At 68.4% G+C, this 23,113-nt stretch carries 21 protein-coding genes and 1 tRNA gene; 10 read left to right on the top strand and 12 right to left on the bottom strand.

Translation table 11 applies throughout. From position 1 onward, the window contains the following. Positions 1–3: 3 nt before the first annotated feature. From C1932_RS14065 to C1932_RS14035, 7 genes are all read right to left on the bottom strand, one after another. Positions 4–594, bottom strand: a complete 591-nt coding sequence (locus tag C1932_RS14065) for an HAD family hydrolase (RefSeq protein ID WP_108750664.1) — start codon at positions 592–594, stop codon at positions 4–6. A 74-nt stretch (positions 595–668) separates the two neighbouring features. Continuing rightward, entirely contained in the window at positions 669–2,750 is a 2,082-nt protein-coding gene (metG, locus tag C1932_RS14060; protein ID WP_108762583.1) for a methionine--tRNA ligase, read from the bottom strand. Between the two features lie 102 nt (positions 2,751–2,852). Next, positions 2,853–3,302 (bottom strand): DUF2147 domain-containing protein, encoded by a 450-nt coding sequence (locus C1932_RS14055; RefSeq protein WP_108762582.1) that lies wholly within the window; start codon positions 3,300–3,302, stop codon positions 2,853–2,855. 253 nt (positions 3,303–3,555) lie between these two features. Then, entirely contained in the window at positions 3,556–3,957 is a 402-nt protein-coding gene (locus C1932_RS14050; protein WP_108762581.1) for a VOC family protein, read from the bottom strand. Then, positions 3,954–5,861 carry a DUF885 family protein gene (locus C1932_RS14045; protein WP_108762580.1) on the bottom strand — a complete coding sequence of 636 codons (1,908 nt, stop codon included), beginning with the start codon at positions 5,859–5,861 and terminating at the stop codon, positions 3,954–3,956. Before C1932_RS14045 ends, C1932_RS14050 begins: the two co-directional genes overlap by 4 nt. A 94-nt stretch (positions 5,862–5,955) precedes the next feature. Further along, positions 5,956–6,753 carry a queuosine precursor transporter gene (locus C1932_RS14040; protein WP_108762579.1) on the bottom strand — a complete coding sequence of 266 codons (798 nt, stop codon included), beginning with the start codon at positions 6,751–6,753 and terminating at the stop codon, positions 5,956–5,958. Next, entirely contained in the window at positions 6,750–7,433 is a 684-nt protein-coding gene (locus C1932_RS14035) for a DUF502 domain-containing protein (RefSeq protein WP_108750658.1), read from the bottom strand. The genes C1932_RS14040 and C1932_RS14035 overlap by 4 nt, the downstream gene beginning before the upstream one ends. Before the next feature lie 74 nt (positions 7,434–7,507). On the opposite strand from C1932_RS14035, the gene C1932_RS14030 reads away from it, so the two are divergent. After that, positions 7,508–8,785: a hypothetical protein gene (locus C1932_RS14030; protein WP_108762578.1), complete on the top strand. Its 1,278-nt coding sequence runs from the start codon at positions 7,508–7,510 to the stop codon at positions 8,783–8,785. A gap of 22 nt (positions 8,786–8,807) precedes the next feature. On the opposite strand, the gene C1932_RS14025 is transcribed toward C1932_RS14030, so the two are convergent. After that, entirely contained in the window at positions 8,808–9,266 is a 459-nt protein-coding gene (locus C1932_RS14025) for a DUF4442 domain-containing protein (protein ID WP_108762577.1), read from the bottom strand. Between the two features lie 308 nt (positions 9,267–9,574). Here C1932_RS14025 and C1932_RS14020 point away from each other — a divergent pair, with 308 nt between their 5' ends. Next, entirely contained in the window at positions 9,575–10,030 is a 456-nt protein-coding gene (locus C1932_RS14020) for a transposase (protein WP_108762576.1), read from the top strand. A gap of 208 nt (positions 10,031–10,238) precedes the next feature. On the opposite strand, the gene C1932_RS14015 is transcribed toward C1932_RS14020, so the two are convergent. The 3 genes from C1932_RS14015 to trxA all read right to left on the bottom strand — a co-directional run bounded on the left by C1932_RS14015 (position 10,239) and on the right by trxA (position 14,518). Then, positions 10,239–11,861 carry a CHASE2 domain-containing protein gene (locus C1932_RS14015; protein ID WP_108762575.1) on the bottom strand — a complete coding sequence of 541 codons (1,623 nt, stop codon included), beginning with the start codon at positions 11,859–11,861 and terminating at the stop codon, positions 10,239–10,241. Continuing rightward, positions 11,858–13,510, bottom strand: a complete 1,653-nt coding sequence (locus C1932_RS14010; RefSeq protein WP_234412149.1) for a FecR domain-containing protein — start codon at positions 13,508–13,510, stop codon at positions 11,858–11,860. The genes C1932_RS14015 and C1932_RS14010 overlap by 4 nt, the downstream gene beginning before the upstream one ends. 150 nt (positions 13,511–13,660) lie before the next feature. Beyond that, positions 13,661–14,518, bottom strand: coding sequence for a thioredoxin (gene trxA / locus C1932_RS14005; RefSeq protein ID WP_108753758.1), 858 nt, complete (start codon positions 14,516–14,518; stop codon positions 13,661–13,663). A gap of 141 nt (positions 14,519–14,659) precedes the next feature. Here trxA and C1932_RS14000 point away from each other — a divergent pair, with 141 nt between their 5' ends. The 8 genes from C1932_RS14000 (at position 14,660) to C1932_RS13965 (ending at position 21,528) form a co-directional block, all read left to right on the top strand. Further along, complete coding sequence (locus tag C1932_RS14000; protein WP_108762573.1) at positions 14,660–15,259, top strand: DUF998 domain-containing protein; 600 nt, start codon at positions 14,660–14,662, stop codon at positions 15,257–15,259. A gap of 82 nt (positions 15,260–15,341) precedes the next feature. After that, positions 15,342–17,984: a leucine--tRNA ligase gene (gene leuS / locus C1932_RS13995; protein WP_108762572.1), complete on the top strand. Its 2,643-nt coding sequence runs from the start codon at positions 15,342–15,344 to the stop codon at positions 17,982–17,984. 138 nt (positions 17,985–18,122) lie between these two features. Beyond that, positions 18,123–18,704: an LPS assembly lipoprotein LptE gene (lptE, locus tag C1932_RS13990; RefSeq protein WP_108753755.1), complete on the top strand. Its 582-nt coding sequence runs from the start codon at positions 18,123–18,125 to the stop codon at positions 18,702–18,704. A 12-nt stretch (positions 18,705–18,716) separates the two neighbouring features. Then, the gene (gene holA, locus C1932_RS13985) at positions 18,717–19,754 is read left to right on the top strand and encodes a DNA polymerase III subunit delta (protein ID WP_108753754.1); all 1,038 of its coding nucleotides are present in this window, start codon (positions 18,717–18,719) and stop codon (positions 19,752–19,754) included. Between the two features lie 3 nt (positions 19,755–19,757). Further along, positions 19,758–20,423 carry a nicotinate-nucleotide adenylyltransferase gene (gene nadD, locus C1932_RS13980; protein WP_108753753.1) on the top strand — a complete coding sequence of 222 codons (666 nt, stop codon included), beginning with the start codon at positions 19,758–19,760 and terminating at the stop codon, positions 20,421–20,423. Between the two features lie 58 nt (positions 20,424–20,481). Then, positions 20,482–20,892, top strand: a complete 411-nt coding sequence (gene rsfS, locus C1932_RS13975; RefSeq protein ID WP_108750646.1) for a ribosome silencing factor — start codon at positions 20,482–20,484, stop codon at positions 20,890–20,892. A 66-nt stretch (positions 20,893–20,958) separates the two neighbouring features. Beyond that, positions 20,959–21,429, top strand: a complete 471-nt coding sequence (rlmH, locus tag C1932_RS13970) for a 23S rRNA (pseudouridine(1915)-N(3))-methyltransferase RlmH (RefSeq protein ID WP_079222687.1) — start codon at positions 20,959–20,961, stop codon at positions 21,427–21,429. Between the two features lie 22 nt (positions 21,430–21,451). Continuing rightward, a tRNA-Asn gene (locus C1932_RS13965) sits at positions 21,452–21,528 on the top strand. Between the two features lie 158 nt (positions 21,529–21,686). On the opposite strand, the gene C1932_RS13960 is transcribed toward C1932_RS13965, so the two are convergent. Continuing rightward, positions 21,687–23,108 (bottom strand): basic amino acid/polyamine antiporter, encoded by a 1,422-nt coding sequence (locus C1932_RS13960; RefSeq protein ID WP_108763455.1) that lies wholly within the window; start codon positions 23,106–23,108, stop codon positions 21,687–21,689. Positions 23,109–23,113: the final 5 nt, after the last annotated feature.

The raw sequence follows: 23,113 nt of genomic DNA, 5'->3' as shown, positions 1-23,113 counted from the left end.
TGGTTATTTCAGGGGCTTGCCGCGGTACCAGCGCTCGTGGGCGAGAGCCAGCATGGGGCGGTCTTCGTAGCTGTCGCCGTAGGCGTGGATGCGCACATAGCGCGACAGGTCGAATCGGCGGCGGATGTGGTCGACCTTGCGCGGGCCACAGTCACCGTCGGCGTAGCGTCCGGTCAAGCGGCCGTCCTGGCTTTCCAGCCGGTTGCAGATCAACTGCAGGCCCCACTGTTCGCACCACGGCCGCAGGTACAGATCGAGCGAGCCGGACACCACCACCACGGTGTGCTGCTGTTCCTTGTGCCAGCGGATCTGTTCCAGCATTTCCGGCCGCATCACCTCGGGCAGTACCTCGCGGGCGAAGCCGGCGGCCAGCGTGGCGATGTCATCGGCGTGGCGTTCGCTGAAGGTCAGGCGGGTTACGCGCGCGCGGATGCGCTCGGCGGAAATGATGCGCAGGCGGTAGGCCAGCAACCATGGGCCCACCTTCCACCACGCACGCGCCAGCTGTTCGGGCGTGGCCACGCGGCGCACGAAGCGGCCATAGGTATCGCAGGTGGTGATGGTGTGGTCGAAATCGAACAGCGCCAGCTCCATCCTGCTCTCTCCCATGGCGGTGCCTTCCGTGGCGGTGTGCGGATCGGGCGCGGCGTGGGCCGCGCCCGGGGGCATCAGCGGACCGGCATGCCCGGCTGCGCGCCGCTGTCGGCGTCCAGCAGTGCCAGCGCGCCGCCGTCGAAACCGGCCGACAGGATCATGCCTTCGCTCAGGCCGAAGCGCATCTTGCGCGGGGCCAGGTTGGCGATGAACACCACGTTGCGGCCGACCAGCGCTTCCGGTTCGCCGTAGCTGGCGCGGATGCCGGAGAAGATCTGGCGCTTGCCCAGGTCGCCGGCGTCCAGTTCGAAGCGCAGCAGCTTGTCCGAGCCTTCCACGAATTCGCACACCAGCACCTTGCCGATGCGCAGGTCGAGCTTGGCGAAATCGTCGATGCCGATGTAGGCCGGCGCGTCGGCGCCCTTGGCTTCGTCCTTGGCCGGGGCCGGGGCGGCCGGCTTGGCGGCGTCGGGCTTGGCGGCGGGGGCGGCAGCGGCGGCCGGCTGCAGGGTGTCCTTGGAGGCGTCGATCATGGCGTCAATCTTCTTCGGGTCAATACGGGTGAACAGCGGGGTGTAGTCGGCAATGCGGTGGCCCAGCAGCGGCTGTGCCAGCGCGGTCCAGTCGTTGACCGGTGCGGCCAGGAACGCTTCGGCCTGCGCGGCGGTGGTCGGCAGCACCGGCTTCAGTGCGGTCACCAGCACGCGGAACAGGTTCAGGCCCTGGCTGCAGACCGCCTGCAGCTGCGCGTCGGCGCCTTCCTGCTTGGCGATCACCCAGGGCTTCACATCGTCGATGTAGCGGTTGGCTTCGTCGGCCAGGGCCATGGTCAGGCGGATGGCCGCGGCCGGGTCGTTGCGCTCGTAGGCTTCGCGGATCGGCGCCAGGCCATCGACGAAACGCTGGTACTGCGCCGCATCGGGCAGCTGGGTGGCCAGCAGGCCGTCGAAGCGCTTGCTGATGAAGCCGGCGCAGCGGCTGGCCAGGTTGACGAACTTGCCGACCAGATCGGCATTCACGCGGGCAATGAAATCGCCCAGGTTCAGGTCCAGGTCGTCCACGCCGCCGCTGGTCTTGGCTGCGTAGTAATAGCGCAGCGCTTCCGGTTCCAGGCCGGCGTCCAGGAAGGTACGTGCCATCACGAAGGTGCCGCGCGACTTGCTCATCTTGGCGCCGTCCACGGTCAGGTAACCGTTCACGTGTAGGCGGGTGGGCGCGCGGTGGCCGGTGCCATGCAGCACCGCCGGCCAGAACAGGCCGTGGAAGTTGACGATGTCCTTGCCGATGAAGTGGTGCAGTTCGGTGCTGGTGCCGGCGCGCAGGTGCGCGTCGAAGTCTTCGCCCAGCTTGCCGCACAGGGTCTGGAAGCTGGACAGGTAGCCGATCGGCGCATCCAGCCAGACGTAGAAGTACTTGCCCGGCTGGCCGGGAATCTGGAAACCGAAGTACGGCGCATCGCGCGAGATGTCCCACGCGCGCAGGCCGCCTTCGGCGTTCAGCCACTCACCCAGCTTGGCCTTCACGCCCGGCAGGGCGACGTCGCCGGCCAGCCATTCGCGCAGGAACGCATCGAAGTGGCCGACCTCGAAGAAGAAGTGTTCCGAATCGCGCATCTCCGGGGTGGCCCCGGAAATGACCGAACGCGGTTCCTTCAGGTCGGTGGGCGCGTAGGTGGCGCCGCACACTTCGCAGTTGTCGCCGTACTGGTCGGCGCTGCCGCAGTTGGGGCAGATGCCCTTTACGTAGCGGTCGGGCAGGAACATGCCCTTGGCCGGGTCGTAGAACTGCGCCACCGAGCGACGGCTGATGTGGCCGGCCGCTTCCAGCTTCAGGTAGAACTGTTCGGTCAGCACCTTGTTGGCCGCCGAGTTGGTCGAATCGTAGTGGTCGAAGGCCACGCCGAAGGCGGCGAAGTCACGTTCGTGGCTGGCCTGGATGTTGGCGATGAAGGTTTCCGGGGTAACCCCGGCCTTCTCGGCGGCCAGCATGATCGGCGTGCCATGGGTGTCGTCGGCGCAGACGAACCAGGCGGTACCGCCGCTCATTCGCCGCGCGCGCACCCAGATGTCAGCCTGGATGTAGCCGACCAGATGGCCCAGGTGCAGCGGGCCGTTGGCGTAGGGCAGGGCGGTGGTGACGAGCGCGGTACGGGTCATGGTCGCGGGGTGCAGCCGAGGGGAACCGCAGATTATCGCACGCCCGCAACGTCGTGACCCGGCCGGGGCCGGGTCACGGGGTGCTGCGCGGGGTGGGGCGGGTTACTCGCGCACCCAGGTCTGCGCGCGGCAGATGAACGCGATGCAGCCGGACACGTCCAGCTTGCCGCCGCCGGGCTGCAGTTCGATCTTGGACTTGTAGGTCTTGCCGTTGGCCGGGTCCAGGATGGTGCCGCCGGACCACTTGCTGCGGCTGCCCTTGTCCTGCGACAGGTTCCACAGGATGGTCATGCCCTTCACCGGCTTGTTCTTGTTGGCGCCTTCGCAGCCATCGCAGACCGGGTTGGGGCCCTTGTCCGAATGCAGGATGTCGACCACCTTGCCAGACAACGTGCCGTTGGCGGCCTGGGTGATCTCGACGATCGACTTCACCTTGCCGGTCTTGTCGTCGATGGTCTTCCAGCGGCCGGCGGCACTGTCGGCGGCCTGCGCCGAAAGCGCGGCCAGGCACAGCGGCAGTGCCAGCAGCAGGGTCTTGAAGGTCTTGCGCATGGTCCCCTCCCAGGGTTCATTCCGGCACGATGCCGGTACAGGGCGACTGTATACCCATTCGGGTGGGTATGGGGAAGAGGGAGGGCTTTGCAGGGCTGCGCCCTGCACCCGCAGAGGCGGAAGCCGAAGGGTAGGTGTCGACCTTGGTCGGCACGGGGTCGGATCCCGTTGCTGAGCAACGGGCTCTGACCCCATCGGGAATCGCGCGCATGGGGTCAGAGCCCTTTCCTGCGGAAAGGGATCCGACCCCGGCTCAGACGACTTCGTACAGTTCCAGCGGCAGGCCGTCGGGGTCGGCGAAGAAGGTGAAGCGGGCGCCGGTGTATTCGTCCACGCGGATCGGTTCGCAGGCCACGCCGTGGTCGGCCAGGCGCTGGATGAACGGTTCCAGTGCGGCCACCCGGAAGGCCAGGTGGCGCAGGCCCTGTGCTTCGGGCCGGCTGGGCCGCGGCGGCGGTGCGGGGAACGAGAACAGTTCCAGCTGCCCGCCGTCGGGCAGGGCCAGGTCCAGCTTCCACGAATCGCGTGCGGGGCGGTGGTTTTCCGCCAGCACGCGCAGGCCCAGCACGCGCACGTAGAACTCCTTCGAGCGCGCGTAGTCGCTGCAGATCAGCGCCGCATGGTGGATGCCCAGCAGTGCGCCGGCCCCGCTCATGGCGTGGCCGCTGCGGCGGGCTGGGCCATCCAGCGGTCCATCTTGCGGCCCAATACATCCAGCGGCATCGAGCCGTCCTTCAGCAGTTCGGCATGGAAGCGGCGCAGGTCGAACGCAGCGCCCTGCTGCGCGCGGGCCTTGTCACGCAGGGCGACGATGGTGGTCAGGCCGGCCACGTTGGACAGGGCCTGGCCGGGCTGGGCCATGATCCGCTCCACTTCGGCGCTGGCATCGTCGGCGCTCAGGTCTGCATTCTTCTGCAGGTAGCTGATTGCCTGCTGCTTGCTCCAGCCCTGCGCGTGCACGCCGGTGTCAGCCACCACGCGGGTGGCGCGCAGCAGGCGCGAGTAGAGGTAGCCGATGCGGTCGTAGGGATCGCTGTAGGCGCCCAGCTCATCGCCCAGGGTTTCCGCATACAGGCCCCAGCCTTCAATGAAGGCCACATCGCCGCCCTGGCGGCGGAAGCGCGGCAGCTTGGCCAGCTCCTGCTGCAGGCCAAGCTGCACGTGGTGGCCGGGAATGGCTTCGTGCAGGTACTGCACCGGCACGCTCCAGCGCTTGCGGCTGGGCAGGTCGCGGGTGTTCACGTACAGCACGCCCGGCTGTCCGGCCGGCGAAGGCTGGTAGGCGGCGGCTGCGGCAGCCAGGGCGCGTTCCGGATCGACCGGGCGGATCTCCAGCCCAGCCTTGGGCAGCGTATCCAGCACCTGCGGCAGGCGCGTGGACACCTGCTGCTGCACCTGGCGGTAGCGGTTCAGCAGGTCGTCGGCGTTCACGTACTGGAACTGGCGATCATTGCGCATGCTCTTCAGCAGCTTGGCCTGCGAACCACGCAGTTTGTTTTCCTTCATCACCGCGGCGATCTGCGCCTGCAGTTCCTGCACACGCTGTTCGCCCAGCGCATGCAGCTGCGCGGCGGTCTGGTCGCTGGCGGTGGTCTGCACGATCAGGTTGGCGTACCAGGCCTGGCCGTCGGGCAGCGCGCCCAGGCCGGTGCTTTCGCGGGTGGCCGGCAGGTATTCGGTGGCGATGAAACCACGCAGTGCGCGGTAGGCCGGCATGATGCGCAGTTCGATCATGCGCTTGTATTCGGCGCTGATGCGCGCCTTGTCTTCGGCGGCAATGCTGTCGGGCATGGTGCGGATGGGCGACCAGAAGATGCTTTCCTCCGCGGTCGGCTTGATCACCGCATCCAGCTGCGGCAGTACCTTTTCCATCAGGTCGCGCGGCTGCACCACGCCGGCCTTCATGCCCTGGCGCATGTTGTCGATGGCCTGGTCGAACAGCGGGGGAATGCCCAGCGAACGGCGCGACCAGGTGTCGTAGTCCTGCACGGTGTTGAAGGGCTGGGCGCCGGCACCGGCACCGAGGATCGCCATGATGCTGCCGATGTTGTAGTACTGGCTGATCGGCATCATCCAGCTGGGGTAGCGTTCGGCGTCCAGCGTGGCGCGTGCGTCGCGCACGAAGATCTGGTAGCTCAGCAGGTCCTGGCCCTGCAGGCCGTCACTGCCGACCTTTTCCACCTTGCCCAGCCATTCCACGGTGAAATCGTGCGATTGCTGGCGCCAGGCAGCCGACAGGATGTTGGGCAGCTGGTCGTTGTAGCGGGTTTCGCCCTGGAAGGTGGCCTGCAGCGGGTTCAACCGCATCGAGGCATCCCAGTATTCGTCGTACAGGCGCTCCAGCTGCACGGCGCGCGGCACGGCGCGAGCCGGGGCGGTGGGGCGCGGCGCGGCGCGGCGCGGGGCGGCGCGCGGCTTGGCCTTGGGCTTGGCGGCCTGGCGGCTCTGCGCGGCGGCGGGGCGGCTGGCCTTCTTCTTCGCTGCTTCGGCCGACGGTACGGCACTGAACAGGAACAACGCAGCGATGGCGGCGGCCAGGACGCGGAGGGAATACGGCATCAGGAGCTTCCGTGGAACACAGACCGTGGAGCTTGCACGATCCGCGCGCGTACGGCCAGCGTGAAGCCGCAGTCAGCTTGCCGGCGCTGGGTATTCAGTCAGCCGCGGCGGCGGCACGCAGATCGGCCGCGCGCTGCGGCCCCAGGTAGCGGGTGATGGCGCGGCGCATCAGGTACAGCAGGGGAATGAGGGCGATCGCAAAGCCCATCTTGTAGACGTAGTTGACGCTGCTGACTGCCAGGAACAACGACGTGGGCCAGTGCTGCGGGCCCAGCACGAAGGCGATCCAGATGACCACGAAGCTGTCCACCAGCTGCGATACCGCCGTGGAGCCGGTGGCGCGCAGCCACACATGGCGTTCGCCGGTGGCCTGGCGGATGCGGTGGAACACGGCCACGTCGATCAGCTGGCCAACCAGGAAGGCCACCAGCGAGCCGGCAATGGTCCACATGCCCTGGCCGAACACCGCCGCGAAGGCGGCCTGGTAGTCCGGCACGCCGTGGGCGTTCATCGAGGTGACCCACCAGCTGGCCGGGGCCAGCGAGATGGCGACAAAGGCAAACAGGAAGCCGTAGGCGATCAGCACCACCGCCAGCCACGAGATGAAGCGCACGCCGCGCTTGCCGAAGAACTCGTTGATGGTGTCGGTCATGATGAACACCACCGGCCACAGCAGCGTACCGGCGGTGAAACTGAGCGAGCCGGTCTGGCCGAACAGGTTCCAGTTCAGCGGGTTGATGCCCAGCGTGTCTTCCAGCGCGAAGATCTTCACCCCGATCAGTTCGGCCAGCACCGCGTTGCCGCAGAAGAACGTGGCCAGCACGATGAACAGCAGGACCGCGCGGTCCTGCAGTGGCCGCGCATGCGGCGTGGGCTGCGCCGGCTCGCTCACTCGGCGCGTTCGCCGGCGCGGGTGAACGGCACGCTGGCCGGGGCCACCGCACCGCCGGAGATGATGAAGCTCATCGCCTGGTCCACGGTCCAGTCGGTCGGGGTCAGCAGTTCCACCGGCACGATTTCCAGGTAGCCCGAGGTCGGGTTCGGCGTGGTCGGCACGTATACCGCGGCCAGTTCACGGTCGCTGCCCTGTTCCTTGATGACCCGGGTGACCAGGCCGACCGATTTCATGTCACGGTGCGGGAAGTCGATCAGCACCACGCGCTGGGTGCTGCCCGGTTCGGTCTGCAGCATGTCCAGCAGCTTCTTGGCACTGTCGTAGATGATGCTGGCCAGCGGAATGCGCTTGATCACCGCGCCCACCCAGCGCAGCAGGCGCTGGCCGACCACGCGCCGGCTGGCCACGCCCACCGCCAGGATCACCAGCAGGGTGGCCAGCAGGGCGATGGTGTTCTGGATCCATTCGGCGCGTACCCAGCCCAGGTAGTGCGGAAAGTTGGTGGCGATCTGTTCGGACAGCGGCACCACCAGCGGGCTGGAAATGCCCGACAGCAGCACGAACACGAACTTCACCACGACCCAGGTCAGCCAGATCGGCAACAGGGTCAGCAGGCCGGTCAGGAACAGGCGCTGCAGGGAGGGGCGGGGAACCAGGGCGGGGGCTTCGAGCGACATGCGCGCATTGTAGCGGTCGCGGGCTGTCGATTACGCTGCCCGATCACGACGGCGGGCTACAGGGCAGGGATGCTGTGTTGAGGATTCTGCGTGGAATCGGTTGGAGCCTGCTGGCCCTGCTGGGGCTGCTGGTGGCGGTGTGGCTGGCGGCGCGGTTCTGGCCACTGTCGGCCGAGCAGCGCGCGCAGGTGCGCCTGCTGGAAGATGTGCAGCCCCTGCCCGGGCGCAACGGCTTTGCCCTGCTGTGGACGCTGCCGTTCGACGATCTGGATGCGGCGCAGCGCGAGCGGGCCCTCTTGAAGGACGTGGAGCGGTGGCGAGCCGGGCCGGTGCAGGGCATGACCGACTCCCTGCTGGAAGGCACCCAGCCGCAGGTGAAGGCGCAGGTGGGAGTTACCTGTGGGTCCCGCATACCGGATTGCCTGGCACGCGTGCGTGCTGATCCGCAGCGCTTCATCGACGCCCATGCCGGCCATGGCGGCCTGCATGCGCGGCAACAACAGCTGGACGACTTCGATCGTTTCGATTCACCGTTTCTGGGGTTGGGTGACCCGTTGATGATGCCGGTGCCGCGCTATCAGCTGCTGATGGAGGGCACCAGCGCACACGCGCTGGCCTTCGTGCAGGGCGATACGGCGGCAGCGCTCGCCGGTAGTTGCCGTTCCCTGCAGCTGGGCAGGCGCCTGATGCACCGTGGCGGCACGCTGCTGGACAGCATGATCGGCGCCGCGAGCGTGCAGGTGAACGCGCAGTTGCTGGCCGACATGCTGGTGGAACTGCCGGCTGACCACGCGCTGCCAGCGGTCTGCGAAACGGCGCTGCAGCCCCTGGCGAACGGCGAACAGAGCCTGTGCCGCGCGATGCAGGGCGAGTTCGCACTGAACGAACGGGCGATCGATGCGTCGCTGCGGCAGGGCGCCAACGTGCTGATGCTGGACCGCAGCCAGACCCGCGCGCGCATCGCGCAGAACTTCGCCTGGGCCTGCGGTGCTGCTGCCGAACGCAGGCTGACCGAAGACGCGCCGGCGCAGCGCAGCTGGGAACAGCCGTGGGACGTCCGCTGCGTGGCCAATTGGATCGGCTGCACGCTGGCCAGCATCAGCGGCCCGGCGTACCAGGATTACGCCGCGCGCAGCCAGGACAGCGCGGCGCTGGTGCGCCTGCTGGGGGCCCAGCGATGGCTGCGGCAGCAGCCCGATGCCCCGGCGCAGGCGCTGGCACGGCTGCCGGCGCAATGGCGTTCGCCTAGCCGGGTGCCCACGCTGTCGGCCGATGGCCACCACCTGCAGGTGGCGCGCCGCCAGCGCGATGCGACCGGCGAGCTGACGACCATGCTGTCGGTGCCGCTGTAGTCGCAGGCGAGGCGTTGCTGTTTCAGCCGCCGCGTGCCTGCGGCTTCAGGCGCACGTAGACCTGCTTGCGCACGCGCGCGACGACCTCGCCCGATGCATCGACCACGTCGTTGCTGAACCAGCGAAGCACCTTCTCGCCGCCGGCCGCCTCGGCGCGCAGTTCGTCCAGCACCGCGTCATTTATGTGGAAGTGGGTGCGCACGGTGCCACGGCCGGGCTTGAGGAATTCGATGGCACCGGCGCGGTCCCAGACGTAGTAGTCGCGCCCCAGCGTATGCAGCAGGCCCAGCATCCAGAACGGGTCGGTCATGGCGAACAGGCTGCCGCCGAAGTGGGTGCCCACGTAGTTGCGGTTCCACGGGCGCATGCGCAGCTCGACGTCGATCTGCCGGTAGTCGGCGGTGATGCGGGTGACATGGATGCCGGTGAACAGGAACGGCGGCCACAGGTTGATGCCGAGACGGAAGGTGCTGGCTTTCATGCGGGTGCGGGGCAGGGGGCGAGGCCTCGAGTCTAACCATTCGCCACCGTATGTTGAACCCCGGGCATGGCTGGTCGGGCCGGATGGTCATTCGCTGCGCGTACTCCACGGCTGAGGCATATGAACAACTTCGGTAGCGTCGAGCTTGCTCGACGGCTTTGCATTTGACCTTGCTCTGGTAGCGTCGAGCTTGCTCGACGGCTTTGCATTCCCTGTCGGGAAAAGTCAGTCGAGCAAGCTCGGCTCTACGGACGGCAGAATCAGGATCGCCCGACATCAACAGCTCGGCACCCCGGTCAAGCTGGGTCATGCCCAGCCAAGCACTCCTGCGACATCGCAGCTCCGCCATCGGTCAGTTCTATGTCATCACCAGCGTAGTGGCGGGGCGGCGGCGCCTGTTCGCAGATCCTGCCTGCGCGGCCTTGCTGGAAGAGGCATTGCAAAACAGCGACCGGCTGGGGCTGACGCGCTCCTGTGCCTGGGTGATCATGCCTGACCACTTCCATTGGGTCATCCAGTTGCGGAGCGGCACATTGGGGCGTTGTGTGCAGTCGCTGAAGTCACGCGCTGCGATTACGCTCAATGCGCATACTGCCGGGAGCGGCACAGCGGTGTGGCAGCGTGGCTACTACGAGCATTGGATCCGGAACGAGCGCGATGTACGCCAGCAGGCCATGTATGTCATGGGCAATCCGGTCCGGGCGGGGCTGGCAAGCGCGCTGGGGCATTACCCCCACGCGTGGTGCCGCTGGCCGCTTTCGTAGAGTCGAGCTTGCTCGACTGCTTTTCGCCTACATCGCGCAAAGAGCAGTCGAGCAAGCTCGACTCTACGGGCGTGACGCGCAGAGCAGTCGAGCAAGCTCGACTCTACGGGCGTGACGCGCAGAGCAATCGAGCAAGCTCGACTCTACGGGGCAGGCGCGCAGGGCAGTCGAGCAAGCTCGACGCTACGAGCGCCGGGCGGGGTTGGGGTCAGGCGCCGTCCATGGCGTAGCCGTCGCGGCCGTTGGCCTTGGCGCGGTACAGGGCGGCGTCGGCGCCTTCGACGAAATGGTGCGGGTGCAGCTGGCTGTCCGGTACCCGCGTATAGACGCCGATGGTGAGGGTGATGCGGCTGTCGTCGCCCGCTGCCGGCGCGGGCAGGGCGCGTACGTCGGCAATCAGGTCTTCGATCACCTGGCGTGCGCCGCTGGTTGGCGTGTCCGGCAGCACCATCGCGAATTCGTCGCCGCCGTAACGCGCGGCCATGTCGCGCGGGCGTCGCGCATGGGCGGCGATCAGCGCGGCCACGTCGCGCAGTACGCGGTCGCCCAGCTGGTGGCCGTGGCGGTCGTTGTGCCGCTTGAAATGATCCACGTCGATCAGCACCAGGCTTAGTGGCTTCCCGCTGCGCCGTGCGGCGTCGCATTCCTGTTGAAGCGATTGTTCGAAACGCAGGCGGTTGCCCAGCCCGGTCAGGGCATCGCGGTTGGCCTGTCGGTGCCACGCGGAAATGCGCCAGACTGCCCATACCAGCAGCACCATCAGAATGCCGAAGGTGGCTGCGGCCGGGGCCCACCACAGGCTGGTCGTGCGCAGCAGCAGCCAGCTGGTGGCCAGGCCCATCGGCAGCGAACACAGGGCGGCCAGCCAGGGCAGGCGCAGGCCCAGCAGCAGTACGCACAGCGCGGCCAGCAGACCGGCCAGCAGGTCCTGCAGCAGCGGCGGAACCACCTGGATCTGCTTGCCCTGCAGCAGCATCGAGGCAATGTTGGCCTGGTATTCGCTGCCGCTCATCCAGTACTCGCGCGTGGTCGGGGTCAGCAGCCGCGGGGCAATGCCACTGGCGGTCATGCCGACCACGATGCGGCGGTCGCGCAGCAGGGCGGCATCCACCTGGCCGTCCAGTACATCGGCATAGGACACCTGCGGCAACTGCTCCGGCGGGCCGGCGTAGCGCACACGCACGTAGTCATCGCGACGCCACTGGTACGGCGATTCCAGCGCAGGATCGGGGTCGGGCAGCCCGCGCGCGGCATGCACCGGCAGGTCGGCCAAGGCCAGCCCCAGCGCCGGCCAATGCGGCTGGCCGATGCCGGCATGCAGGTACACCCCGCGGGCCACGCCGTCGCCATCCACTTCCACGTCGCTATGGCCCAGCGCTGCAGCGCTGTCGGCAATGAGCGGAATGGGCAGCAGCTCTTCGGCCATGCGGTCGCCGGCGGCGGGTGCCGCCAGCACCGGCAGCACCACGCGACCATTGCGGCGGATGGCGGCGGCCAGCTCGGCATCCTGGCGACTGTCGCGGCGGTCGGGCTCGGTCAGCATCAGGTCCAGCGCCACGCGTTCGGCACCGGCATCGGTCAGACGGTCCAACAGGCGCGCGTGCACCGAACGCGGCCACGGCCATTGGCCGATGCGCGCCAGACTGTCCTCGTCGATGGCCACCACCAGCACGCTGGGGTCGGGCCGATAGGTCCAGTCGCCGACCATCAGGTCGTAGGCCGCTTCATCCTGCCGCCACAGCCACTGCCCGTGGCTGGCCACGGCAGTGGCCACGAAGGCCAGCACGGCCAGCATCAGCCGCCGCGACCAGGGCAGCGGCGAGCGCCTCACAGCAGCAACCAGAGCAGGGCGGCACCGCCGCCGGCGGCGTAGCACAGCCGGCACGGCAGGCTGACCTGCTGCGCGGGCGAGAACGGGCCGGCGTGGCCGTCATCATCGATGTACTGCACGCGCACGTGCAGGGTGCCGTGCCAAGGGCGCTTGAAACTCACCTGGGGCTGCTCGACGGTCTGGTCCAGCCATGGTGCCTCGAATGCGCCGTTGCGGGAAACCTGCACGCGGTAGGTCTGGCCCGCGCTGCCCGGTTGCCAGCGCAGGGTCAGCACCTTGCCGTCCGCTTCCGGCGGTTGCAGGGCCGGGTCCACCGGCAGGTCGGTCAGCTGCAGGGGCAGCGCGTCCCCGTATGGCCCTTGCCGGCCCTGGCCGTCGCGCGAGGCCACGCGCCAGAAATACTGGCCCGGTGGCAGCGGCTGGCGCAGGCGCAGATCGGTGCCGGTGGTGGCCTGCTCCTGCAGGGGCGACAGGAACTGCGGTTCACTGGCGATCTGCAGCACGCTGGCCTGCGCGCCCGGGGCCCGGGTCCAGCGGAATCGCGGGCGGTCGCTGTTGACGTCCTGTCCGTGCAGCGGCGCGACCGTCAGCGGCGGTGGCGGCTGGTCGTCCAGGCTGAAATCGGCGCTGGCGTCCAGGCCTTCCACACCCTGCGCATCGACGGCGCGCAGCAGCAGGCGGTGCTGGCCGGGCGGCAGCGCGGCAATGGTCAGCCGCGTGTCGGTCGTGGTCGTGGCGAACAGTAGAATCTCGGCCATCGCCGCCTGCACCACTTCAATGCGGTAGTGGTCGGCGCCGTCCACCGGCTGCCAGTGCAGCTGCAGCGGCAGGCCGGGGCGCTGCAACGCATCTGCCGCCAGGGACGGGGCGGGCAGCAGTGCCGCTGCCGCCATCGGGGCCGCATCCAGATCCGGCGCCATGCTGGCCTGGCCGGGGCGTACCAGTAGCTGGCCGCGCTGATTGCCGACCTGCACCTTGCCTTCCAGCACTTCGGTGGCGGCCGGCTGTCCGGCCTGGCCGGCGCTGACCCGGAACACGGTGCCGCGCACGCTGCTGGTCGCGGTGGGGGCATCGATGATGTAGCGCGATGCCGGGCCGCGTGCGGGGGTGACGCGGTTGCTGGCACGGCCCTGCTGCAGGCGCATGCGGGTGTCGACCATGCCGGTACGGCCGTAGCGGCTGAGTTGGTCCAGGCGCAGCCGCGAATGCTCGCGCAGCTGCAGGCGCGAGGCATCGGCGAATTCCAGGGTCAGGCTGGCATCGGCGCCGGTCTGCACCACATCGCCGATATGCAGGCTCTCACCGGCCTGCAGTGCGCGGGTGGCGGCGCCAGTGCCGGCGGCCAGCTGCACCGGGCCGCGCACGGCCAGTACCCGCGCCGGCGCCGGTTCCACCCGCAGCCAGCCGATCGGGAAGCGCAGCGGCTGGCCCGGGGGCAGGCGGTAGGGGTTGTCGATGCGGTTGTGCTGCTGCAACTGCTGCCAGGGCACGCTGGGTTTCAGGTACACGCCGCCCAGGTCCCACAGGGTGTCACCGGGGCGCACCCGGTAGGTCCAATCCTGCGCGGCTGCGCTGGCGGGCAGCAGGGTGGCGGCGGCAAGCAGCGCGGCGAACACGCGCACAACGACAGACGAGATCCCAACGGTCACGGCATGCAGTCCCGGCAATGCGGGGGCCAGCGTGCAGACCCCATGGCCCTGACTTATTCCCCCCGGAATGGATGCCGGTCGCGAAAAAGTGCGGCCGGCATCACATTATTGCCCGGCGTGTGACTCGAATCCTGAACGAAAACAGCGGCCTCAGAACAGCAGCGACGCCATCTTGCGACGGTAGCGGCCCACCAGGTCCTCGTCGGCGATGACGTTGAAGGCGTCGATCAGCGTGCGGCGCGGCAGGTTGTCGTCATAGCTGCGGTCGATGCGCAGCATTTCCAGGAACTGTTCCAGCGCCGCTTCGTCGTGGCCGCCCAGCAGCAGCTGCACGCCGCGCAGATGGCGCGCCTGCAGGTCCTTTCCATCGGCGGCAATGCGCGCGTCCAGCGCATCGGCGGCCGGTGCATCCTTCAGTGCGGTGGCGAAGGCCAGGCGGGCGCGGCCACGCACGGCGCGGTCATCGGTGGCCAGGTTGGCCGGCAGGGCGTCGATCAGCTTGCCTGCTTCGTCCACCCCGCCGATCTGCAGCAGGGCCAACGCCAGGTCCAGCTTCAGTTCGTCCTTGTCCGGCTCGGCGGCGATCTGCGCGCGCAGCACGTCCACTTGGCCCTGCGGGTCCAGCGGTGCCTCTTCTTCGCTGCTGGTATCGCCCACGTCGGCCGGCACGATGCCGTGCTGGGCCAGGAATTCGCGCAGCTGGCCTTCCGGAATGGCACCCGGGAAGCCGTCCACCAGCTGGCCGCCCTTGACCAGGAACACAGTGGGCACCGAGCGGATCTGGAAGGCCGCGGCGATCTGCTGCTCGGCATCCACGTCCACCTTGGCCAGCTCGAAGGCGCCGTTGTACTCGGCGGCCAGCTTTTCCAGCATCGGCCCCAGGGTCTTGCACGGGCCGCACCAGGTGGCCCAGAAGTCGACCAGCACCGGCGTCTGCAGCGACTTCTGCAGGACTTCGGCCTCGAAGGTCGCGGTCGTGGCGTCGAATACGTAGGTCGTCTCGGTCATGGGGGCACATCGTTCGGCAACAGGAGACCGATTCTATGGTGTCGATCGATGACGGTCTCAACCCTTTCCTCACGTCTTGGCTTGGCGCCCCGCGTGCCGGCCGCGACAATGGGCGCTTCTTCTGTCGTACGGGTAGGCACCATGTCGTGGGTCCGGATTGATGGTTGGCTGGGGCTGTGCGCCGCACTGCTGTTCATTGCCGCGGTGGTCGGCTTCGGTGCGGGCCTGGGCGGCTATGCGCAGGCGGTGCACCCGGTTGCCCTGCTTGGCGCGCACGGGGTGCCGCATGCCTGGGCGTTCAACCTGCTGGGCTTCGTGGCGCCGGGCATGCTGGCGATGCTGGTGGCCGAGCGCCTGCGCCGGCGACTGCCGGCCACCGAAGGCTGGGCGGGCCGGGTGGGCAGCCAGATGCTGCTGCTGGCCGGTCTGGCCTTCGCGGCCATGGGCGTGCTGCCGCTGGACCTGGACGATCTGCATGGCGGCGCCAGCCAGTTGCATGCCAGTGCCTGGATGGTCTGGGTGCTGGGGTTCGTGGCCGGCGCCTGCATGCTCGGGGCCGGCCGCCTGCGCGACCCCGGTGCACGGGCGCCGGGCGTGCTGGCGCTGGTGGTCGGCATCGCCGCCGCGGTAGCCGCCTTGGGCCTGCAGGGGGTGCTGCCGGCGCCGTTCGCGCAGCGCCTGGCGTTTGCCTGCTGGGCGGTCTGGCTGGCGCTGGCGCTGCCCCTGTCGCGGGGGCGCTGAGACTGCCCGCGATGGGCGGGATTGGAGACGTTTGCCGCACTGCGGTACGCTGTACCGCTTTGCCGCCGCATCCGCGTGTTCCATGACCAGCGCTGAACCCATCGCCTACGACCCGCAGCAGGTTGAATCCGCCGCCCAGCAGTACTGGGACGCCACCCGTGCCTTCGAGGTCAGCGAGACCTCGGACAAGCCGAAGTACTACTGCCTGTCGATGCTTCCGTACCCGTCCGGTGCGCTGCACATGGGCCACGTGCGCAACTACACCATTGGCGACGTGATCAGCCGCTACAAGCGCATGACCGGCCACAACGTGCTGCAGCCGATGGGCTGGGACGCGTTCGGCCTGCCGGCGGAAAACGCGGCCATCAAGAACAAGACCGCGCCGGCGGCGTGGACCTACAAGAACATCGACCACATGCGCAGCCAGCTGAAATCGCTGGGCTATGCCATCGACTGGTCGCGCGAGTTCGCCACCTGCCGCCCGGACTACTACGTCCACGAGCAGCGCATGTTCACCCGCCTGATGCGCAAGGGCCTGGCCTATCGCCGCAACTCGGTGGTGAACTGGGACCCGGTGGACCAGACCGTGCTGGCCAACGAGCAGGTGATCGACGGCCGCGGCTGGCGTTCGGGCGCGCTGGTGGAAAAGCGCGAGATCCCACAGTGGTTCCTGCGCATCACCGATTACGCCCAGGAGCTGCTGGACGGCCTGGATGAACTGGACGGCTGGCCGGAATCGGTCAAGACCATGCAGCGCAACTGGATCGGCCGTTCCGAAGGCCTGGAAATCCAGTTCGACGTGCGCGATGCCGATGGCAGCGCGCTGGACCCGCTGCGCGTGTTCACCACCCGTCCGGACACCGTGATGGGCGTGACCTTCGTGTCGATCGCCGCCGAACACCCGCTGGCCCTGCATGCGGCCAAGAGCAACCCGGCGCTGGCCGCGCTGCTGGCCGAGCTGAAGCAGGGTGGGGTGACCGAGGCCGAGCTGGAAACCCAGGAAAAGCGCGGCATGGATACCGGCCTGCGCGCGATCCATCCGGTCACCGGCGAACAGGTGCCGGTGTGGGTGGCCAATTTCGTGCTGATGGGCTACGGCACCGGCGCGGTGATGGCCGTTCCCGGCCACGACCAGCGCGACAACGAGGTGGCCAACAAGTACGGCCTGCCGATCGTGCAGGTCATCGCGCTGAAGGATGCGCGCAACGACGACGAGCGCACCTGGGACGCCACCCGCTGGCAGGACTGGTACAGCGACAAGAGCCGGCAGACCGAACTGGTCAACTCGGCCGAATTCGACGGCCTGGATTTCCAGGGCGCCTTTGAAGCCCTGGCCGAACGGTTCGAGCGCAAGGCCCAGGGCCAGCGCCGGGTGAACTACCGCCTGCGCGACTGGGGCGTCAGCCGCCAGCGTTACTGGGGCTGCCCGATTCCGGTGATCTACTGCGACAAGTGTGGCGCGGTGCCGGTGCCGGAAGAGCAGCTGCCAGTGGTGCTGCCGGAAGACGTGGCGTTCTCGGGTACCGGTTCGCCGATCAAGACCGACCCGGAATGGCGCAAGACCACCTGCCCGGATTGTGGCGGCGCGGCCGAGCGCGAAACCGACACCTTCGATACCTTCATGGAATCGAGCTGGTACTACGCCCGCTACACCTCGCCGGGTGCGCGTGATGCGGTGGACAAGCGCGGCAACTACTGGCTGCCGGTGGACCAGTACATCGGCGGCATCGAGCACGCGATCCTGCACCTGATGTACTTCCGCTTCTACCACAAGCTGCTGCGCGACGCGCGCATGGTGGACAGCAACGAACCGGCGCGCAATCTGCTGTGCCAGGGCATGGTGATCGCCGAAACCTACTACCGCCCGAACCCGGACGGCTCGAAGGACTGGATCAACCCGGCCGACGTGGACGTGCAGCGCGATGAGCGCGGCCGCATCACCGGGGCCACCCTGGTGGCCGACGGCCAGCCGGTGGTGGTGGGGGGCACCGAAAAGATGTCCAAGTCGAAGAACAACGGCGTGGATCCGCAGGCCATGGTTGGCAAGTACGGCGCCGACACCGTGCGTCTGTTCTCGATGTTCGCCGCACCGCCGGAACAGTCGCTGGAGTGGAACGAAGCCGGCGTGGACGGCATGGCTCGCTTCCTGCGCCGCCTGTGGACCCAGGTGCACAAGCACGCCGAAGAGGGCGTGGCACCGGCCCTGGACGTGGCGGCGCTGGATGCCAACCAGAAGGCGCTGCGCCGCAAGACCCACGAAACCATCGGCAAGGTCGGTGACGACTACGGCCGCCGCCACAGCTTCAACACTGCCATCGCGGCGGTGATGGAACTGATGAACGCACTGGCCAAGTTCGACGATGCCAGCGCGCAGGGCCGCGCGGTGCGCCAGGAGGCCCTGCAGGCCGTGGTATTGCTGCTGAACCCGATCACCCCGCACGCCAGCCATGCCCTGTGGCAGGTGCTGGGCCACGGCGAAACGCTGCTGGAAGACCAGGCGTTCCCGCAGGCCGACAGCACCGCGCTGGTGCGCGATGCGGTCACCCTGGCAGTGCAGGTGAACGGCAAGCTGCGCGGCACCATCGAGGTTGCCGCCGATGCCGCGCGCGACCATATCGAAACGCTGGCACAGGCCGAGCCGAACGCGGCCAAGTTCATGGAAGGCCTGACGGTGCGCAAGATCATCATCGTGCCCGGCAAGATCGTGAACATCGTCGCTGCCTGATGTGTCCGGCACCGGCCGCCCGTGTGGCGGCCGGTGCGTGTTCCCCACGCCGGCGTCAGCGGCCGATGGCCCTGCGTTCACGCGTGATCGGGCAGGCTGTCTGTTGCCGTGATCGCCCGGCTCCGCCAGACTGTTCCCATGACCCGAATCCTGCTTGCCCTCGTCCTTGCCCTCGGCCTTGCCGGCTGTGGCTTCCATCTGCGCAACAAGCTGATGCTGCCCACCGACACGGCGCCAGTGAAGGTGGTCTCCACCGCGCCTTACAGCGAACTGGTCAAGCTGCTCAACCGCAGCCTGCTGGCGTCCGGGGCCAAGCTGGCCGATGACGAAAGCACCGGGCCGAGTACCCAGCTGCAGGTGCTGTCCGAGCGCTGGGGCGATCTGCCCATCGCCATCGATGCGCAGGGCCGTGCCCAGGAATACAGCCTGCGCTATGCGGTCATCTTCATCTTCCGCCGCGAAGACGGCAGCGAACTGGTGCCGCAGCAGGTGATCGAACTGTCGCGCGATTACGTGTCGCCGCCGACCGACGCCACCGGTACCACCACCGAACGCGAGATCCTGGCCGATGAACTGCGCCGGGAAATGTCGGCGTCCATCATCCGCCGCATCGACAGCGTGGTGCGCGCCGAACTGGAACGTGGCGGCAGCCTGGCAGCGCCCAAGCCGGCCGCGGCCCAGGACGTGCAGCCCACGCCGGCACCGCCGGTCGAGCGCTGAGCCGGCGCAGCGATGGAACTGCGTCCGGAGCAGTTGGCCAGCCAGGGCGGTGATACCGCGCTGGCGCCGGTGTACCTGATCGCCGGGCCGGAAACCCTGCGTGTGCTGGAAGCGGCCGATGCCGTGCGCGCACGCGCGCGCGCCGCCGGCATTGGCGAACGTGAAGTGTTCGATGCCGATGGCCGCGACTTCGACTGGAACCAGCTCGACGCCAGCTTCAATGCGCCCAGCCTGTTCAGCGCTCGCCGGCTGGTGGAAGTACGCCTGCCCAGCGGCAAGCCGGGCAAGGACGGCGCCGAAGTGATCAGCCAGTTCTGCGCCAACCCGGCGCCGGACGTGGTGCTGCTGATCACCGCCAACGAATGGAGCAAGGCCCACCAGGGCAAGTGGGCCGAAGCGGTGAACCGCGTCGGCGTGCTGTCGGTGGCTTGGGCGATCAAGCCGCACGAACTGCCCGACTGGATCGAGCGCCGCCTGCGTGGCAAGGGCCTGCGCGCCGATCCCGCCGCGGTGCAGCGCCTGGCCGAACGCGTGGAAGGCAACCTGCTGGCGGCCGCGCAGGAGATCGACAAGCTGGCACTGCTGGCCGACGGCCAGCCGCTGGACGTGGAACGGATGGAATCGCTGGTGGCCGACGCCGCCCGCTACGACGTGTTCCGTCTGCTGGAAGCCACGTTCTCCGGGCAGCCGCAGGCGGTGTTGCGCATGCTGGCCGGGTTGCGCGGCGAAGGCGAGGCGGTGGCCGCGCTGATGCCGATGGTCATCCGCGAACTGCTGGCCGGTGCCGGCCTGGCCCGGGTGCAGGCGCGCGGCGGCAATCTGGCCGCGGAAATGAAGTCGCGCGGTATCTGGGAATCGCGCCAGGCGCCCTACAAGCGTGCGTTGCAGCGCCACCCGGAAGGCAAGCGCTGGGAACGTTTCGTGGCCGAAGCCGGCCTGGTGGATCGCATTGCCAAGGGGCGCGCCGACGGCGATGCCTGGCTGGCCCTGGAGCGGTTGCTGGTGGCGGTGGCCGAGGCCCGCGCCGTGCGCCTGCTGGCCCGGGCCTGAGCCATGAGCCTGCGCATCTATTACGGGGGCACCTTCGATCCGGTGCACCTGGGGCATCTGGCGATCGCCCGCGCCGCACGCGATGAACTGCAGGTGGCGGTGCGGCTGCTGCCGGCGGCCGATCCGCCGCACCGCGCGCCGCCGGGGGCCACCGCCGAGCAGCGCTGCCGCATGCTCTCGCTGGCCATTGGCGACGAGCCGGGCCTGCTGCTGGACCGGCGCGAACTGGAACGGGCCAAGCGCTTCCCGGGTCGTCCTTCCTACACCGTCGACACCCTGCGCGAACTGCGCGCCGAGCTGGGCCCGAGCCGGCCGCTGGCCTGGCTGGTTGGCGCCGACAGCCTGCTGGCCCTGCCGGCCTGGCACGAGTGGCAGGCCTTGTTCGACCTGGCCCACTTCATCGTTGCCGAGCGCCCGGGCAGCCCGCTGCAGGATTCGGTGGATGGCGCCCTGGGCCAGGCCCTGGATGGCCGCTGGGCCGACAACGAGCAGGCCCTGTTCGCCAGCCCGGGCGGGCGGGTGCTGCGCCTGCACCACCCGCTGCGCTCGGAATCGGCCAGCGCGGTGCGTGCGCAGATTGCCGCCACCGGCCCGTGGCGGGCCCTGCTGCCGCCGGCGGTGGCCGATTACGTGGTGGACCACGGTCTGTACCGCCCGGCCACCCCGTGAATGCCGCGGGCGCGCCTTGCCCGTATAATCGCCCCCACGTTTATCGAGTCGATCCGTTTTGAGCAACCAGACCCAGCCCCAGACCATCAAGGTCGAACTGCCCAGCCCGCCGCCTTCGGTGCCGGAACTGCTGGCCAGCGTCCGCCAAGCCACCGAAGACCTGAAGGCCAAGGACCCGGTCGAGATCGACGTGCGTGGCAAGTCCAGCGTCGCCGACTATCTGGTCATCGTCTCCGGTACCTCCACCCGCCACGTGAAGTCGATCGCCGATGAAGTCGTGCGCTTCGCCAAGAAGATCGACGTGATGCCGCTGGGCGTGGAAGGCGAGCGCGAAGCCGAATGGGTGCTGGTGGACCTGGGCGACGTGATCGTGCACGTGATGCTGCCGCGCGTGCGCGAGTTCTACGCGCTGGAGCGCCTGTGGACCGTGGGCGACCAGCCGCCGACCAGCGACGACGAAGTGGCCTGAGCCGCGCGTTGACGCACCCCTTCGACGGCGCCGATGGCGCCGTCGACGTTTGTGGAGGACTGTTTGATGAAAGCCCGTCTGATCGCCACCGGCGAACGTGCCCCCAGCTGGGTGGCGCAAGGGTTTGCCGAGTACCAGAAGCGGCTCTCGCACTGGTTGCCGTTTGAACTGGTGGAAATCGAACCCGGCCTGCGTGGCAAGGGCCGCGATGCGCGCCGTGCCACTGAAGACGAAGGCAAGCGGGTGATCGCGGCATTGCCGAAGAACGCCTACGTGGTGGCACTGGATGTGCCCGGTCGCCAGCTCAGTTCCGAACAGCTGGCACAGCGCCTGGAGCACTGGCGCGGGCAGGGCAGGGACCTGGCTTTCCTGATCGGCGGCCCGGAAGGGCATTCGCCAGAAGTGTCCGCGCTGGCCGACGAGAAGTGGTCGATCGGCCCGTTGACCCTGCCGCACATGCTGGTACGGCTGGTGGTGGCCGAGCAGTTGTATCGGGCCGCGGCAATGATTGCCAATCACCCCTACCATCGCGCGTGAAGAGTGGTTATACTAGTCGTCTGCCCGAATAGCTCAGCCGGTTAGAGCACTTGACTGTTAATCAGGGGGTCGTTGGTTCGAGTCCAACTTCGGGCGCCACCTTTGAAAACCTGCATCGCGAGATGCAGGTTTTTTTTTGTGCGTGATGGCTGCACTTCGTAGAGTCGAGCTTGCTCGACTGCTGTGCGCGCGCTGCAAGAGCCAGTCGAGCAAGCTCGACTCTACAAGGGCGGTGGCGCAGTCGAGCAAGCTCGACGCTACAACGTCAGTGCGCCGCGCCAGAACGCGACCAGGGTGGCGATCGCCACCACCACGATCGCGCCGAACAGCACCGCTTCCCAGCGGGTGAACACGGCCTGCCCATGCTGGCGCCGGGTCAGCGCGAACAGCACCACGCCGGGCACATACAGCAGCACCGACAGCAGCAGGTTGTCCACGCCGCCGGCATAGACCAGCCACAACGCGTAGGCGCTGGCCAGCAGCGCAACGCCGAAGTCGCGCCAGCGCACACCGGTTTCCCCGGCATACGCCTGGCCACGCCAGGCCAGCTGCACGGCGAAGGCCGCCGACAGGAAATACGGCACCAGGCTCATCGATGCGGCCAGCAGCACCAGGCTGGTGTAGCTGCCCGAATTGAACAGCACCAGCAGCAGGAACAGCTGGATCAGGCCGTTGCTCATCCAGAGCGCATTGGCCGGTACGCCGCGCGCGTTCTCGCGGCCCAGGAAGGCGGGCATGGTGCCGTCGCCGGCGGCGGCATACAGCACTTCACCGCACAGCAGCACCCATGCCAGCAGCGCGCCGAGCACGGAAATGACCGAGCCGATGATGATCACGGTAGCGCCCCACTCGCCGACGATGGCGCGCAGCACATATGCCATCGAGGGATTGGGCAGGCCCGCCAGCTCGGCCTGCGACAGCACCCCCATCGCCAGCAGGCTGACCAGCACCAGCAGCAGCCACACCCCGACGAAACCGATCACCGTGGCGCGGCCGACGTCGGCGCGGCGGGCCGCCCGCCGCGAATAGATGCTGGCCCCTTCGATGCCGATGAACACCCACACCGTCACCAGCATCATGCCGCGCAGCTGCGTGCCCAGATCGCCCAGCACGGGTGTGCCGAAGAAGTCGGCGCGGAACACATCCATGCGGAATGCCCCGGCGGCCAGCACCAGGAACAGGGCGATCGGGACCAGCTTGGCCACGGTCACCAGGCCGTTGATGATGGCGGCGGTGCGCAGGCCCCGCAGTACCAGCAGGTGCACCGTCCACAGCAGCAGCGAAGAGGCGGCGAAGGCCACGGGCGTGTTGCCCTCGCCGAACACCGGCAGGAAGTGGCCCAGGCCGCTGAAGATCAGCACGAAGAAGCTGGCATTGCCCAGCACCGAGGCCACCCAGTAGCCCCACGCGGCGGAAAAGCCGATGTAGTTGCCGAAGCCCTCGCGCGCATAGGCGTAGATGCCGGTGTCCAGGTCGGGCCGACGGTTGGCCAGTGCCTGGAACACGAAGGCCAGCATCAGCATGCCGGCGCCGCTCAGGGCCCAGCCGATCAGCGCTGCGGCCGGCCCGGCGCTGCGGGCCACGTTCTGTGGCAGCGAGAAAATGCCGGCGCCGACCATCGAACCGACGACAAGCGCGGTCAGCGCGGCCAGGCCCAGGCGTTGCGTGGAAGACGGCATGCGGT

Origin of the sequence: Stenotrophomonas sp. YAU14D1_LEIMI4_1, from assembly GCF_003086815.1 — a bacterium.
GTDB lineage: Bacteria > Pseudomonadota > Gammaproteobacteria > Xanthomonadales > Xanthomonadaceae > Stenotrophomonas.
This window is presented reverse-complemented; position numbering and strand designations above follow the sequence as displayed.